Origin of the sequence: Aerosticca soli (genome assembly GCF_003967035.1) — a bacterium.
Taxonomy (GTDB): Bacteria; Pseudomonadota; Gammaproteobacteria; order Xanthomonadales; family Rhodanobacteraceae; genus Aerosticca; species Aerosticca soli.
In genome coordinates, this window is sequence record NZ_AP018560.1 from 1576567 (window position 1) to 1590949 (window position 14383).

15 protein-coding genes are annotated in these 14383 nt (G+C 70.3%); 8 read left to right on the forward strand and 7 right to left on the reverse strand.

Annotated elements, in window-relative coordinates; translation table 11 throughout:
* Positions 1-12: 12 nt before the first annotated feature.
* Both ALSL_RS07390 and ALSL_RS07395 read right to left on the reverse strand, forming a co-directional pair.
* Complete coding sequence (locus ALSL_RS07390) at positions 13-777, reverse strand: EAL domain-containing protein (RefSeq protein ID WP_126537891.1); 765 nt, start codon at positions 775-777, stop codon at positions 13-15.
* 82 nt (positions 778-859) lie between these two features.
* Positions 860-1093, reverse strand: a complete 234-nt coding sequence (locus ALSL_RS07395; RefSeq protein ID WP_126537893.1) for a hypothetical protein — start codon at positions 1091-1093, stop codon at positions 860-862.
* Positions 1094-1101: 8 nt separating this feature from the next.
* Here ALSL_RS07395 and serA point away from each other — a divergent pair, with 8 nt between their 5' ends.
* The 4 genes from serA (at position 1102) to cls (ending at position 5915) form a co-directional block, all read left to right on the forward strand.
* Entirely contained in the window at positions 1102-2334 is a 1233-nt protein-coding gene (gene serA, locus ALSL_RS07400) for a phosphoglycerate dehydrogenase (RefSeq protein WP_126537895.1), read from the forward strand.
* Between the two features lie 144 nt (positions 2335-2478).
* On the forward strand, positions 2479-3042 hold the full coding sequence (locus ALSL_RS07405) for a cysteine dioxygenase (protein WP_126537897.1): 564 nt from the start codon (positions 2479-2481) through the stop codon (positions 3040-3042).
* Between the two features lie 36 nt (positions 3043-3078).
* Positions 3079-4455 carry an FAD/NAD(P)-binding protein gene (locus ALSL_RS07410; RefSeq protein ID WP_126537899.1) on the forward strand — a complete coding sequence of 459 codons (1377 nt, stop codon included), beginning with the start codon at positions 3079-3081 and terminating at the stop codon, positions 4453-4455.
* A 47-nt stretch (positions 4456-4502) separates the two neighbouring features.
* Positions 4503-5915 carry a cardiolipin synthase gene (gene cls / locus ALSL_RS07415; protein ID WP_126537901.1) on the forward strand — a complete coding sequence of 471 codons (1413 nt, stop codon included), beginning with the start codon at positions 4503-4505 and terminating at the stop codon, positions 5913-5915.
* Between the two features lie 9 nt (positions 5916-5924).
* Here cls and ALSL_RS07420 read toward each other — a convergent pair whose 3' ends face one another.
* Positions 5925-6389, reverse strand: coding sequence for a hypothetical protein (locus ALSL_RS07420; RefSeq protein ID WP_231700190.1), 465 nt, complete (start codon positions 6387-6389; stop codon positions 5925-5927).
* Between ALSL_RS07420 and ALSL_RS07425 the strand changes: the two genes are divergently transcribed.
* Positions 6388-7026, forward strand: a complete 639-nt coding sequence (locus ALSL_RS07425; RefSeq protein ID WP_126537903.1) for a nicotinamidase — start codon at positions 6388-6390, stop codon at positions 7024-7026. The genes ALSL_RS07420 and ALSL_RS07425 overlap by 2 nt on opposite strands.
* Positions 7027-7037: 11 nt before the next feature.
* Here ALSL_RS07425 and ALSL_RS07430 read toward each other — a convergent pair whose 3' ends face one another.
* From ALSL_RS07430 to ALSL_RS07440, 3 genes are all read right to left on the reverse strand, one after another.
* Positions 7038-7757 carry an HAD family hydrolase gene (locus ALSL_RS07430; RefSeq protein WP_126537905.1) on the reverse strand — a complete coding sequence of 240 codons (720 nt, stop codon included), beginning with the start codon at positions 7755-7757 and terminating at the stop codon, positions 7038-7040.
* A 19-nt stretch (positions 7758-7776) separates the two neighbouring features.
* Positions 7777-8514 (reverse strand): N-acetylmuramoyl-L-alanine amidase, encoded by a 738-nt coding sequence (locus ALSL_RS07435; RefSeq protein WP_231700191.1) that lies wholly within the window; start codon positions 8512-8514, stop codon positions 7777-7779.
* 347 nt (positions 8515-8861) lie between these two features.
* Complete coding sequence (locus ALSL_RS07440) at positions 8862-10472, reverse strand: carboxylesterase/lipase family protein (protein WP_126537907.1); 1611 nt, start codon at positions 10470-10472, stop codon at positions 8862-8864.
* Positions 10473-10884: 412 nt separating this feature from the next.
* On the opposite strand from ALSL_RS07440, the gene ALSL_RS07445 reads away from it, so the two are divergent.
* Positions 10885-12702, forward strand: a complete 1818-nt coding sequence (locus tag ALSL_RS07445; protein WP_126540113.1) for an SLC13 family permease — start codon at positions 10885-10887, stop codon at positions 12700-12702.
* Positions 12703-12709: 7 nt separating this feature from the next.
* Here ALSL_RS07445 and ALSL_RS07450 read toward each other — a convergent pair whose 3' ends face one another.
* The gene (locus tag ALSL_RS07450; RefSeq protein WP_126540115.1) at positions 12710-13051 is read right to left on the reverse strand and encodes a Rieske (2Fe-2S) protein; all 342 of its coding nucleotides are present in this window, start codon (positions 13049-13051) and stop codon (positions 12710-12712) included.
* A gap of 75 nt (positions 13052-13126) precedes the next feature.
* On the opposite strand from ALSL_RS07450, the gene ALSL_RS07455 reads away from it, so the two are divergent.
* Both ALSL_RS07455 and ALSL_RS07460 read left to right on the forward strand, forming a co-directional pair.
* Positions 13127-13378 (forward strand): hypothetical protein, encoded by a 252-nt coding sequence (locus tag ALSL_RS07455; protein WP_126537909.1) that lies wholly within the window; start codon positions 13127-13129, stop codon positions 13376-13378.
* A gap of 88 nt (positions 13379-13466) precedes the next feature.
* Positions 13467-14339 carry a methylated-DNA--[protein]-cysteine S-methyltransferase gene (locus tag ALSL_RS07460; RefSeq protein WP_231700192.1) on the forward strand — a complete coding sequence of 291 codons (873 nt, stop codon included), beginning with the start codon at positions 13467-13469 and terminating at the stop codon, positions 14337-14339.
* Positions 14340-14383 lie beyond the last annotated feature (44 nt).

A 14383-nucleotide genomic window follows, 5' to 3' on the forward strand; every position in this document is an offset into this window, starting at 1 on the left:
ATGCCGGTCGGCTCACGCCGGCCAGGCGATCGCCTCCGGCGCACAGGCCTGCTCGAACAGCGGACGGGCGAACCAATAGCCCTGCATCAGGTGGATGCCGAGGTCGCGCAGGCAACGCATCTCCTCGCCGGTCTCGATGCCCTCGGCGATCACCCGGATGCCCAGCTCGCGGCACATCGCCGCGACACCGGCGACGATGGCGCGACGCGGCTTGTTCTGGTCGATCCCGCGCACCAGCGCCATATCCAGCTTGACGATGTCGGGCTGGAAGTCGGCCAGCAGGTTCAGCCCGGCGAAGCCGGCCCCGAAGTCGTCGATCGCGGTCAGAAAGCCGATGCGCTTGTACTCGCGCAGGATCTCCGCGAGCCACTTGCCATCGTTGACCTGCTCGCCTTCCACCGTTTCGAAGATGATCCGCTCGACCGGAAAGCCGTACTTGAGCGCCGCCGCCAGGGTGGACCGGATGCACAGCTCGGGCCGGTAGATGGCGTTGGGCAGGAAGTTGATCGACAGCTTCGACTGCATCCCCAGGCGCGAAGCGATCTCGATCGCCTTGCCGCGGCAAGCCTGGTCGAACGCGTAGCGGTTGGCAGCGGAGACCCGCGTCAGCACCGTGGGCGCCGGCTCGCCGCCCGGGCCGCGCACCAGCGCCTCGTGGGCGAACACTTGCCGGGCGGCGACATCGACGATGGGCTGGAACGCGTAGCTGAAATCGAACTCCAGCGGCGCCGCGTCACGGCAACGCCCGCAACCTTCGCGCGTTTCCTTCGATTCCATGCGGTGCTCCCCCTGCGACGCGAATGCACCCGAGGATACCCGATGGGGTGCAGGCTGCCGCGTCGGCGTCGAACATGCGACTTCAGTCATGCATCCGCGCGATGGCGGCATGGTCGAGGATGGCCGGCCGCGCCCCGTCCATGCGCACCAGGTGCAGCATGCAGCCGCCGATGGCGCGGGGGCCTTTGCCCGGCCGGCAGCGGCCCATGACGACCACGATGCCGACAGGTATTTCAGCGGCCTGTTCGGGCGCGCCGACAGAGCGTTGCACTGCGGCAAAATCTGGCATAGTGGCCGCTTTCACCATCGTCGCCAAGATTATCGATGAAGACCTCGTTCCCCCGCCAGGACATCCGCGTGCTGCTGCTGGAGGGCGTGAGCCCGAGCGCGGTGGAAACCTTCCAGCGCGCCGGCTACAGCCAGATCGAGCGTCATCCGGGCGCACTGCCGCCGGAGGAACTCAAGTCACGCATCGCCGAGGCGCACATCCTCGGCATCCGCTCGCGCACCCAGCTCAGCGCCGACGTGCTGCAGAGCGCGCGCCGGCTGATCGCGGTGGGCTGCTTCTGCATCGGCACCAACCAGGTCGATCTCGACGCCGCGCGCGCGCTCGGCATCCCGGTGTTCAACGCGCCCTATTCCAACACCCGCAGCGTGGCCGAGCTGGTGATCGCCGAGGCGATCATGCTGCTGCGCGGCATTCCGCAGAAGAACATGCTCTGCCATCGCGGCGGCTGGACCAAGTCGGCGGCCGGCAGCTACGAGGCGCGCGGCAAGACGCTCGGCGTGATCGGCTACGGCCACATCGGCACCCAGGTCGGCGTGCTCGCCGAGTCGCTGGGCATGCAGGTGATCTTCCACGACATCGAGGCCAAGCTCGCGCTCGGCAACGCGCGCGCGGTGGCGCATCTGGGCGAGCTGCTGGAACGCGCCGACGTGGTCACCCTGCACGTGCCGGAGACGCCCGCCACGCGGCTCATGATCGGCGTGGAAGAGCTGGCCCGCATGCGGCCGGGCGCGCTGCTCATCAACGCCTCGCGCGGCAGCGTGGTCGACATCGACGCGCTCGCCGACGCGCTGCGCCGCGGTCACCTGGCCGGCGCGGCGATCGACGTGTTCCCGGTCGAGCCCAAGGGCAACGACGAGCCCTTCGTCTCGCCGCTCATCGGCATGGACAACGTCATCCTCACCCCGCACGTCGGCGGCAGCACGCAGGAGGCGCAGGACAACATCGGCATCGAGGTGGCGAGCAAACTGGTGCGCTACAGCGACAACGGCTCCACGCTGTCGGCGGTCAACTTCCCGGAAGTGTCGCTGCCCGAGCATCCGCGTAGCCGTCGCCTGCTGCACATCCATCGCAACGTGCCGGGCGTGCTCTCGCGCATCAACGAGCTGTTCTCCTCCGGCAACATCAACATCGACGCGCAGTTCCTGCAGACCGATGCCGAGGTGGGCTACGTGGTGATCGACGTGGCCGCCGACGAGACGCAGGCGGCGGCGCTGAAGGACCGTCTGGCGGCGATTCCCGGCACGCTGCGGGCACGCGTGCTGTACTGAACACGGGCGTCGGCCATCTGGCGATGATGGCCGCGCGCGTCGACGCGTTTTCCCGTGACGACGCCGTCGCAGCGCAGGGTCACGACACTTTAACCGCGGCCATGCTCCACTTGCGCGTCCTTGCTGCCATTCCTTTTCGACGCCATGGCTTACAAGCGGCCACACCTCAAGAAACTCGGCGAGATCGTCCGCGCCCACGGCAGCGGCCGTCCCGACCTCGCCCTGCTGGCGCGCGAACTCGGCGCGGTCGTGCACCGGCATTCGCTGGCGCTGGCCGACGAGCTCGACGCCCTGCGCCGCGCCGAACGTTTCGAGCGCTGGCGGCTCGGCGCACACCGTGGCGAGGGCGCGGAGGTGCTGATCATGGTCTGGCCGCCCAACCACGCCACGCCGGTGCACGACCATGCCGGGCTGTGGGGGCTGGAGATGGCCTTGTACGGCGCGCTGTCCGTGGAGAACTGGCAACGCGGACCGGACGGCTCGCTCAGAGCCGGCGGCCGGCAATGGCTGGGCCCGGGCGATGCCTGCTGGTTCGAGGATGCCGCCAGCGGCCTGCATCGCTGCCGCAATCTTTCGCGGCAGGCGTGCGCGCTCAGCCTGCACGTCTACGGCGGCCGGCTCGAGCATTACCTGGCCTACGCACCGACGCCGCAGGCGGCCTGGCGCACACGGCGCCAGCGCGCCCGCGTGATCGGCCAGCTCGCCTGATCCCAAGCATCCCTAAACGCCTGAGCGGGAGTCGATATGTACCGACGAGTCGCCCTGATCGGCGGCGGCGCCGCGTCCGCGGCACTGCTGCAAGCCCTGGTGGAGCGCGCGGCGACGCAGCCGGCCACGCTGCACCTGGACTGGTACGCCGACACCGACCAGCCCGGTCGCGGCGTGGCCTACGGCATCGACTCGCCGCGGCTGCTGCTCAACGTGCGCGCGGCCTCGATGGGCATGTTCAGCGGCAAGCCGCAGGCCTTCCTGGACTTTGCCCGCGAGCGCGACCCCGGCATCGCAGGCACCGATTTCCTGCCGCGCCGGCTGTATGGCGACTATCTGCAGGCCGAGCTCGCGCGCGCCCTGGCGCTGGCGCCCGCGCGCGGCATCGACGTGCGCCTGCGTCCGCTGCCGGCCGCCGCGGTGGTGCCCGAAGCCGACGGCGTGACCGTCCTTTGCGGGGATGAACAGACCCATGCCGATGCTGCGTTGCTCGCGCTCGGCACGCTGCCGCCGCGACCGCTGCCGTTCGTCGCCGCCGAGGCGCTGGCGCAGGGTCGCTACGTGGTCGATCCCTGGGCGTTCTTGGCCCGGCCGGCATCCGGCCACCCGCCACCGCGTCGAGTGCTGGTGCTCGGGCTCGGCCTTACCGCGGTCGACGTGATCCTGGAGCTTGCCGCACGCTGGCCACAGACGCAGTTCATCGCCCTGTCCCGGCATGGCCACCTGCCCGAGGCGCATCGCGCGCAGGCGGCCGCGCCCGTGGACGACGGCGGCGCCCTGTTCGAGGCGCTGCACGAAGCACCACAGGTACGCCGCTGGATGCGCCAGCTGCGCGAAGCCGTGGCCGCCAGCGGCGATTGGCGCGCCGTCATCGACGGCCTGCGCCCGCATCTGCAAACGCTGTGGCAGGCATTGCCGCCGGAAGAGCGTGCCCGCTTCCTGCGGCACGCGCGCTGGGCCTGGGAACGGGTGCGCCACCGCATGCCGCCGCAGGTGGCCGAAGCCGTCGCCGCGCTGGAAGGCGAGGGCCGGCTCGAATGCCTGCGCGGCCGCGTGCGTGCGGTGACCGCGGCCGGTGACGCGCTCCGCGTGCAGCTCTCGGCGCCCGCCGAAAACCTGCGCACCCTGGAGGGCGACCTGGTCATCCAGGCCACCGGCCTCAACACCGACCTGCGTCAGGACATCGGGCATCCGCTGCTGCGGCAGATGGCGCTCAACGGACATCTGCTGCCCGATCCGCTCGGCCTCGGCGTGCAGGCCGAAGCCGACGGCCGCCTGCGCCATGCCGGCGGCACCTGGCCACAGATCTACACAATCGGCGGTCTGTTGCGCGGCACGCTGTGGGAATCGACCGCCATGCCCGAGATCCGCCAGCACGCCCGCGTCCTGGCCGAACGCATCCTGGCCGCCTAGCCCATGCGTGCGATCGGGGGAAAGAACCACCCATACCGGAGACGCCCGTGCTGGCCGGCTTGATCGGCACCCTCGCGCTCGCCTGCCATGTCGCCGGCATCGCCGCCGCCATCCACGCGGTGATGCACGTGCGCACGCCGCAGGGCGCGATCGGCTGGATGCTGGCGCTGATCTTCGTGCCCTATTTCGCCCTGCCGCCCTACCTTTTTCTGGGCTCCAGCCATTTCCACGGCTATACCCAGGTGCAACGGCTACGCAGCCGACAGACGCGTCCGGCGCCCTGGCCCGGCCGCGGCGAGTATCTGGCCAAGCATCCGCCACGCCCGGAGTGCGCGCGCTACCGCGCGATCGGACGCATGCTGGGCGCGCGTTTCCACGGCGGGCACCGGTTGCGTCTCTTGATCGACGGCGCGGCCACCTTCGCGGCGCTGTTCGATGCGATCGGCCAGGCCGAGCGGCAAGTGCTGGTGCAATTTTTCATCATCCATGACGACGCCCTCGGCCGGCGCCTGCAACAGGTGCTGCTGGAACGGGCCGCTGCCGGCGTGCACGTGTGCGTGCTCTACGACAGCATCGGCAGCCACGCGCTGCCGCGCCATTACGTGGACACGCTGCGCCGGGGCGGCGTGGACATCCGCCCCTTCGCCACCCGTCGCTGGCGCAACCGCTTCCAGCTCAATTTCAGGAATCACCGCAAGATCGTGGTGGTGGACGGCTGGCGCGGCTTCTTGGGCGGGCTCAACGTGGGCGACGAATACCTCGGCCTCAAGCCGCCGCTCTCGCCCTGGCGCGATACGCACCTGGAAGTGCAGGGGCCAGCGGTCGCCGACCTGCAGCGCAGCTTCGCCCGCGACTGGCGCTGGGCCACCGGCGAGGAGGCCCCGTTCATGCCGCCGCGCGCGGGTCCCGGCACGGCCAGCGTGCTCACGGTGGCCACGGGTCCGGCCGACCCGCAGGAGAGCGGCTCACTCTTTTTCGTCGAGGCGATCCACGCGGCACGCCGCCGGGTGTGGCTGACCACGCCCTATTTCGTGCCCGACCAGGCGGTGCTGGCCGCGCTGCGGCTGGCCGTGCTGCGCGGCGTGGACGTGCGCATCCTGCTGCCGGCCAGACCCGACCACCGCATGGTGTTCCTGGCCTCGACGCTGCGCGCGCACGAGGCGATCCGCGCCGGCGTGCGTCTTTACCGCTACCAGCCGGGTTTCCTGCATCAGAAGGTGCTGCTGATCGACGAGGACACCGCCGCGGTCGGCAGCATGAACCTCGACAGCCGCTCGTTCCGGCTCAACTTCGAGATCACCGCGCTGGCGGTGGATCGCGCCTTCGCCGGCGAGGTGGAGGCGATGCTGGCGGCGGATTTCGCCCGCTCGCGTGCCGTGGATCTGGCCGAATACCGCCATGCGCCGTTCCTGCGCCGGCTGGCCATGCACCTGGTGTGGCTGCTCGAACCGGTGTTGTGAGGGCTTCGGTTATGCCGTGCGCCGGCGCCGCGGGCGCGCCACGTCCAGCAGCACCCAGCCGGCGAACACGCCGAGCACGGCACCGCCCAGCTCGCCCAGCACCCGCAACGGGATACCGTCGGGGTCATGCACGCGCATCAGCTTGGTGCGCATCAGCTGCGGCGACTCCAGCGGCGCGTAGTTGAAATAGAACATGTCCCACAGGTCGCCGCTGCCGGTGAGCAGCACGGCGAGCAGAAAGGCCCAGCCCATGGCCGGCGCCGGCCCCGGATGCTGGCGCCAGACGCGCCGCAGCAGGACATACAGCAGCGCCGCCGCCAGCGCGGTGATCAGACCGGCCTCCACCCCACCCACCCAGCCATAACCCATCCAGCTTTGGTCGTAATGCATCGTCGCCTCGCGCGTATCGAACCGGCCATCGTACGGCAACGCGGCTACACTGCGCCGGTTGACCCATCGCGAAAGCCTCTCCATGTCCTCCGCCGACGCCGCCCTGATCCTGATCGACGTGCAGCCGGATTTCATGCCCGGCGGTGCGCTCGCCTGCCACGAGGGCGACGCGATCGTGCCCGGCATCGACGCGCTGCTCGGCCGGCGACGGTTCCGCCACGTGGTCGCCACCCAGGACTGGCACCCGCGCGGGCATGTCTCCTTCGTCGATGCGCACCCGGGTCATGCGCCGTTCGACGCCATCGAGCTGTACGGGCAGCCGCAGACGCTGTGGCCCGCGCATTGCGTGCAGGGCACGGCCGGCGCGGCGCTGCATCCGGGCATCGACTGGACGCCGGTCGACCTCATCCTGCGCAAGGGCTGCGATGCGCGCGTGGATTCCTACAGCGCGTTCCGCGAGAACGTCGGCCCGGCCGGCACCCGCCCGGACACCGGCCTCGCCGGCTGGCTGCGCGGGCGCGGCGTGGACACGGTGTATCTGGCCGGCCTCGCCCGCGACGTGTGCGTGCTGTGGAGCGCGCAGGATGCCGCCGCGCTCGGCTTCCGCACCCACGTGCTGTGGGATCTCACCCGCCCGGTGACGCCGGCGGGCGATGCGCCCACCCGCAGCGCGCTGGCCGCCGCCGGCGTGGCCATCCTCGACAGCACCGCGCTCGGCTGAGATCCGCGCGGTCACGCCGCCGCGGCGCAGGCGTCCAGGCGCGCCACCGCCGCCGGGATTTCGGCCGGCGCCGTCACCGTGAGCAGGCGTGACTCGTCACCGGCGAGCGTGTGCTCGCATTCGTGCGCCCAGGTCACGTGATAGGGCATGTGCACGCCCCAGCCGCCCAGGCGCAGGACGGGCTCGATGTCCGAGCGCAGCGAATTGCCGACCATGGCGAACTGCCCGGGCGCGAGCCCGAATTCGCCGAGCACGCGGCGATAGGCGTCGGCATCCTTCTCCGAAACGATTTCGATCCGCCGGAACAGCCCGGCCAGGCCCGACTGCGCCACCTTGCGCTCCTGGTGGAACAGATCGCCCTTGGTGATCAGCACCACCGCATGGCGCTCGGCCACCTCGGCCACCGCCTCGGCGATGCCGGGCAGGAGTTCCACCGGATGCTGCAGCACGTCCTTGCCGAGCTCGATGATGCGGTGGATGTCGGCGGCGCTGATGCGCGCCTCGGTGAGCGCGATCGCGGTCTCCACCATCGACAGCGTCATGCCCTTGGCGCCGTAGCCGAACAGCTTCAGGTTGCGCCGCTCGGTGGCGAGCATGCCGGCATGCACGGCTGCGTCGCCCATGTCCACGTAACGGCCGAGGATGGCGGCGAAGGCCTCGTTGGCGGCGCGGTAGTAGTCCTCGCTGTGCCACAGGGTGTCGTCGCCGTCGAAACCGATGAGTTGCAGCATGCTCCCTCCCCGTCGTGTGTCATGGCCCCGCATCGCCCTCGAGCTGGCGCGCCAGCGCGTACAGTACGCGCAGGTCGTCGGCCTCGAGTGCCTCGCCTTCGAGGCTGCGGAAATGATGGCGGAACGCGCGCACCGCGGCGGCGCGGTCGTCCAGCGGATAACCGATCGCCGCCAGCGCCAGCCACGGATCGAACCCCGGCGGCGGATCGGCCAGCGGCACGCGCGGCCACAGACCATAACCGGCTGCCGCCAGCCGCGCCCAGGGAAAGCGCGGCCCCGGATCGAGCTTGCGCGCGGGCGCCAGGTCCTCGTGGCCGATCACCTGCGTCGGCGGTATGCGCCAACGCCGGGTGAGATCGGCGAGCAACACCAGCAGACCATCGATCTGCGCCTCGGGGAACGGGGCATGGCCGTCGTTGACGAGCTCGATGCCGATCGAGGCCGAGTTGACGTCGGTGATGGTCCCCCAGCGTCCGGCGCCGGCATGCCAGGCACGCTCATCGTCGGCCACCAGTTGATAGATGTGCCCGTCGGTGCCGAGCAGGTAATGCGCACTCACCGGACCTGACGCATTGGCCGAACGCAGAATCGCCAGGCTGCGCGCCAGCGAGGCCTCGTCGGTGAAATGCAGCACGATCAGCACCGGACGACGCGCATCGTGATGGGGCGAAGGCACCCAGCTCGCCAGCGGATTGCGCGCGGGCACCGGTGCACAGGCGGCCAGCACGAGCGCCAGCATCGCTCCCAGCGTTGCCATCCACACGCGCACGCTCGCAACCTCCGACGGATCAACCGCGTGCATTGTCACGGGACGCAGGCTTTTTGCCCACCGCCCCTGCCGGCGTTCGCGTCAAACCCAATGGCATTGCCTGCGCTCGTGATCGGCCAGGCTGCAAGGCAAGGACGCGGCTTTGCACGCGTGAAGCGCCCGGCCACGCTGCGCAGAAGCCGGGGCAACAGGAAGGCACCGGATGCCGTACCTTCAGCGCGACGTCACCGCCCGCCGTCGTCCTCGCGAATCCCAGGCTCTGGCGATCGAGCCGTGAGGCGGTGAGCGAAGCCCCGGCAGGCCGGCACAAAGGCAACCGAGCACAAGGCCGGCGCTCACCACCCCTCCCCGCGATGGGTGGCGAAATAGCTGCGCAGGAAGGCGTGCCGGGCGGCGCCGGGGTCGTATTCGATATGCACGGGCAGCTCCAGCCACTGGCGCGGCACCGGGTCTTGATGGATACCGACGGCGGGCCACGGCGGCAAGCCGGCGTCGTTGGGGTCGCCCTGCGCCACGAAGGCGCGCACATAGGCCGAGAACAGGCCCGCCAGGGCCCGATCGGCGGCGTCCCAGGCATACACCGGGTTGCCGGCCAGGTTGTCGAGCGCGTACTCGATCTCGGCGCTGTGCACCGCACCGGGCGCCTCCGCATCCACCGCCGCAGGCACCCGCGGCCTGGGCCGCGGATGGGCGTAAAGGTAGAAATACACCGGCGCGCCGCTCGCCCGATGCGCATCCATCCAGCGCCAGGTGCTGTGCGCGACGAAAAGGTCGCCGGCCAGTTCGCGCGCGGACCGGCGCACCTGCGCTTCGTCCGCACCCGGATAGAGCGCAAGCGCCTGCGCAGCCTGGGTGCCGAACAGGCGTCGCAACGCCGCGCGGTAATGCGCCGGGGTCGGCGTGGCGCCATGCAGGAGGGCCGGGTAATCGCCCTCCTGGGTATTGCTGCCGAGCAGCAGCGGCACTTTGGCCTGATCGCCGCGGGCAAAAGTCGCTTCCGGCGGCTCGGACAGAAACAGGCCGTCCACGTCCGGGCGCGCCGGCGTGGGCTCGATGGCCGCGCTGGCCTCGAGTAGCGCCGCGGCCGGCAAGTCACGCAAGGCGGTCAGCGACGATGCCCCGGCACGGGCGGCCCACCGCGCGCCGCGCTGCATCGCCTCCGCCCTGGGCAGCGGCGCGAGCGGGGCGATCAGCGCGCCGCTTTCGCCCAGCGCCCCGGCGATCAGATCACGTGTCAGTGGAGAGGCCATGAGCGCGCTCACCGACATCGCCCCGGCCGACTCGCCGCCCACGGTGATCCGCGCAGGATCGCCGCCGAAAGCGGCAATGTTGGCCTTCACCCAGGCCAGCGCCGTCGCCTGGTCGAGCAAGCCGTAATTGCCGGCGGCCTGTTGCGACGACTCCTCCGCCAGGGCCGGCAAGGCCAGGAAACCGAACACGTCGAGCCGGTAATTGAGCGTCACCACCACCAGGCCACGGGCAGCGAGCGCGGCACCGTCATAGCGCGGTTCGGAGCCATCGCCGGCCAGGAACCCGCCACCATGCAGATAGACCAGCACCGGATACGCCGTGCCGGCAGCCGGTGCCCAGACATTGAGATAGAGGCAGTCCTCGGCCATGCCGGGGCTGCGAAAACGCATGTCGGCAAAGAGCGGCCGCTGCATGCAGCGCGGCCCGAAAGTCGTGGCCTGGCGCACGCCCTGCCAGACCGCTGCCGGTCGCGGCGGCCGCCAGCGCCAGGCGCCGATCGGCGGTGCGGCATAGGGGATCCCCAGAAAGGCCCGCACCATTCCTTGGGGTCGCGCGATTGGAAAACCCTCGAGCACGCCGCCGGCGACCGTCACCCGCGGCGGCAGCGGCGCAGCCATGCCCGGCGCACCCGTCAGAGCCAACGACAACAGCAGCGCGGCGCGCCTCGCCGCGGCCAGGAAACGGACCATCGCCATGCGCCTTGCCTGATGCTTCGAAAAAAACGTCCCGCGCATCATAGAAGCACGCACCCGTGATTTCGGAGCCGGCGAGCCGCCTTGGGGGATTTTCAAAAACCGCCATGGCACGACGCATGTCCGTGCCGCCGCCGTCGATGGCTTGGGGTGCCTTACTCCATGCCGCGGCCTGCCGTCCAGGACCGGCCATACAGGGCAACCCGCGCGTACCACCGACAGGGCATGCAACGCCGTGCCGAGGCCTGCAGCCGCGTCGGCGCCGATTCATCGGCAGGGCGCCGGGCGCGCTTATACTCCGGCAGCCGTCGATCGCTGCACGTACGCCTCGCCTCGCGGGGTGCCTGGAAACCGCATCCATCCGCCGTCCATCCGTTGAGGGAGCCTGCCCGTGAGCCTCTCGCTCACCCCCGAAATGATCCTGGTGCTCGGGCTGGTGGGCTTCACCATGCTGATGCTGGTGCTGGAGTGGGTCCGCGCCGACCTGGTGGCGCTGCTGGTGGTGGTGGTGATCGGCCTCACCGGCCTGGTGCCTTCCGACCGCGTGTTCAACGGCTTCGCCGGCAACGCGGTGATCGCGATCATCGCCATCATGATCATGGGCGCGGGGCTGGACCGCGCCGGCGTGCTCGCGCTCACCGCCAACTTCGTCATGCGCATGGCGCGCGGCAAGGAATCGCGGCTGGGCGTGGTGATCAACTCGGTGGTGAGCCTGTTCAGCGCGGTGATCCCGAGCCAGGCGCTGGCGGCGCTGATGATCCCGGTCGCCAGCCGGCTGTCGGCGCGCACCGGCGTGCCGCTCTCCCGGCTGCTGCTGCCGATGGCCTGCTGCATCCTCACCGCCACCAACACCACGCTGATCGCCAACTCGCCGCTGATCCTGCTCAACGACCTCATCGCCAGCGCCAACAACAACCTGCCGCCCGGCGCGCACACCATCCCCAAGTTCGGCCTGTTCAGCGTGACGCCGGTGGGTCTGGCGCTGGCCCTGCTCGGCATCTTTTTCTTCTATTTCTTCGGCAACCGGCTGGTGCCCGAGCGGGAAGACCCGCGACTCAAGGTCACGCCGGGCCGCACCGAAAGCTATTTTGCCGACACCTACGGCATCGTCGGCGAGACCGCCGAGCTCACCGTCACCGCCGAGAGCCCGCTGGTCGGCATGAGCGTGGGCGAGGTCGAGCAGCTGCACGATGCGCCCATGATCCTGGCGATCAAGAGCGGCAACGAGGCGCGCATGGCGCCGCCCGGCGACCACGTGATCTGGGTCGGCACCGTGCTCGGCGTGCTCGGCCCGCGCGAGCAGCTGGCCCAGTTCGCCAACAACCAGCTGTGCCGCATCTCGTTCCGCATGCGCCAGCTCGGGGATCTGTTCAACCCCAGCCGGGCCGGCATTTCCGAGGCGGTGATCCCGCCCAATTCGCGCTTCATCAAACGCACCCTGGGCGAGCTGCATCTGCGCAAGCGCTACGGCATCTCGGTGCTCGCCGTCCATCGCGGCGACAAGGTGCTGCGCGGCGATCTGCACGATGTCAGCCTGCGTGCCGGCGACACCCTGGTGCTGCATTCGAGCTGGCGCGATCTGGCGCGTGCCGCCGAGGACAAAGACCTGGTGGTGGTCACCGACATCCCGCGCGAGGAGCAGCGCCCGAACAAATTGTGGCAGGCGGTCGGCTTCTTCGTGCTGGCCAAGTGCCTGGCGCTGTTCACCAATCTCGATCTCTCGGTGGCGATGATGACCGGCGCGGTCGGCATGCTGCTCACCGGCGTGCTCAACATGGACGAGGCCTACCAGGCGATCAACTGGAAGACCATCTTCGTCACCGCGTGCCTGATCCCGCTCGGCTGGTCGATGGACGCCACCGGCACCGCCAGCTGGCTGGCGCAGGAAGTCCTGCTGCACCTGGGCCACGCCCCGCACTGGGTGCTGCAGCTGGCGCTGGCCGTGCTCACCCTGCTGTTCTCGCAGGTCATGTCCAACGTCGGCGCCACGGTCATGATGGTGCCCATCGCCATCAGCGTGGCCACCGCCACCGGCGGCAACCCGGCCGCCTACGCGCTGATCGTGGCGGTGTCCTCGTCCAACACCTTCCTGCTGAGCTCCGGCCACCCAGCGCTGATGATGGTCACCGGCCCCGGCGGCTACCGCGCCCGCGACTTCCTGCGCGTGGGCACCCCGCTCACCCTGGCCGTGCTGGTGGTGACCCTGGTCGCGATCAATCTGATGTACCGCTGAAGGCGGCTCATCCGTCGAGCCAGACCGCACCATCGGCCACGCGGACCGACACCGCCTGGAGCTGCTGGCCGCGGCAGGGACCGCCGATGCACAGGCCATCGGCCAGGCGGAAGCTCGCGCCGTGTGCGGCGCAGATCAAGGTGTCGCCGCTGCGCAAAAACTGGCCGGGCGCCCAGTCCAGCCGCCGGCCGGCATGCGGGCAGACGTTGCGCCAGGCGCATACGCTGCCGCCGCGGCGCAGCAGGATCAGGCTCTCGGTACCCTCGGGAAGCGACGCCTCGACCGCGCTCGGTTCGCCTTCGGCAATCTCGTCCAGACGGCACAGCGGCGTCTGCGGGGATGCGGCCATCGGACACTTGTCCTGCATACGGAAAACGGTCATGGTAGCAAGGCAAGTCCTTGATTATCAAAACAGGTTTTTAACATGCAACGCTGGTTGTCACGCCCCGTCCGTCCGCGCCATCCGTTGTTGCGCTTGCTCTCCCTGGCGCTCACCCTCGTGCTTGGCCTGATGCTGCTGCTCGCCGGATTCGTGCTCGGCGCCATCCTTCTCGCCGGCGGCTGCCTGTGGCTCGCTCTCCGGCAGGCGCGCAAGGGGCGCAAGAACACCACGCCGGCCGGCGGTACCGTGCTGGAAGGCGAGTTCGTCGTCATCGAACGCGGGCCCTCGCGCTGAAAATCGCGCTGCCGACCGGCGCATGAAACGGATGGCGAGGCGACGCCCCGGCGCACAGCATGGGCGCCTCGTCCCGATGGAAAGCCCCATGAACGCCGATCCGCTGGAACAGGTCCGCTTGTTGCTGGAGCAGGCGGAGGAAGCGCCGCGTCTGGCGCAACTGGCCGCCGCCGTGCACTTGAGTGCGGCGCATCTGCAGCGCAGCTTTCGCCGGCGATACGGCGTGAGTCCGGCCGAATACCACCGCGCACGCCGGCTGGCGCGGCTCAAGCATGCGTTGCGCGACGGCGACACGGTGACCGCCGCGACCTACACGGCCGGCTTTGGCTCGGCCAGTCGCGTGTACGAGCACAGCGACCGCCTGCTCGGCATGACGCCGGCGAGCTATCGCACCGGCGGCGCAGGCGCGGCGATCCGCTACACCACCACCACGACCCCGCTCGGACGTCTGTTGGTGGCGACGACCGAACGCGGCCTGTGCGCGGTGTCGCTCGGCGATGATGACGACGAACTCGCGCGCCGTCTGGCCGCGGAGTTCCCGCGCGCCACGCGCGAGCGGGTCGACGCCGGACGCGCGGAATGGCTGGATGCGGCCATCGCCCGGGTCAGCGCCATGCTCGGCTGGAACGACGCGCGGGCAGCCGACCTGCCACCGCTCGACGTCGCCGCCACCGCCTTCCAGTGGCGCGTGTGGGACGCGCTGACGCGCATCCCGGCCGGCGAGACGCGCAGCTACGGCGAGCTTGCCGCCGCCATCGGCCATCCCGGCGCTGCGCGTGCGGTCGGTCGCGCCTGCGGCAGCAACCGGCTCGCCTTCCTGGTGCCCTGTCACCGCGTGGTGCGCGAGGACGGCTCGCCCGGCGGCTGGCGCTGGGGCGTGGAACGCAAGCGCGAACTGCTGGCGCGGGAGCGCGACGGCCTCGCCGGCAACGCGCTGTCGCGCAGGCGCGGCGCCAAGTAATCTGCGATGTCCCGCGTCGCGCGACGTGCTTGCACTTGTCATCG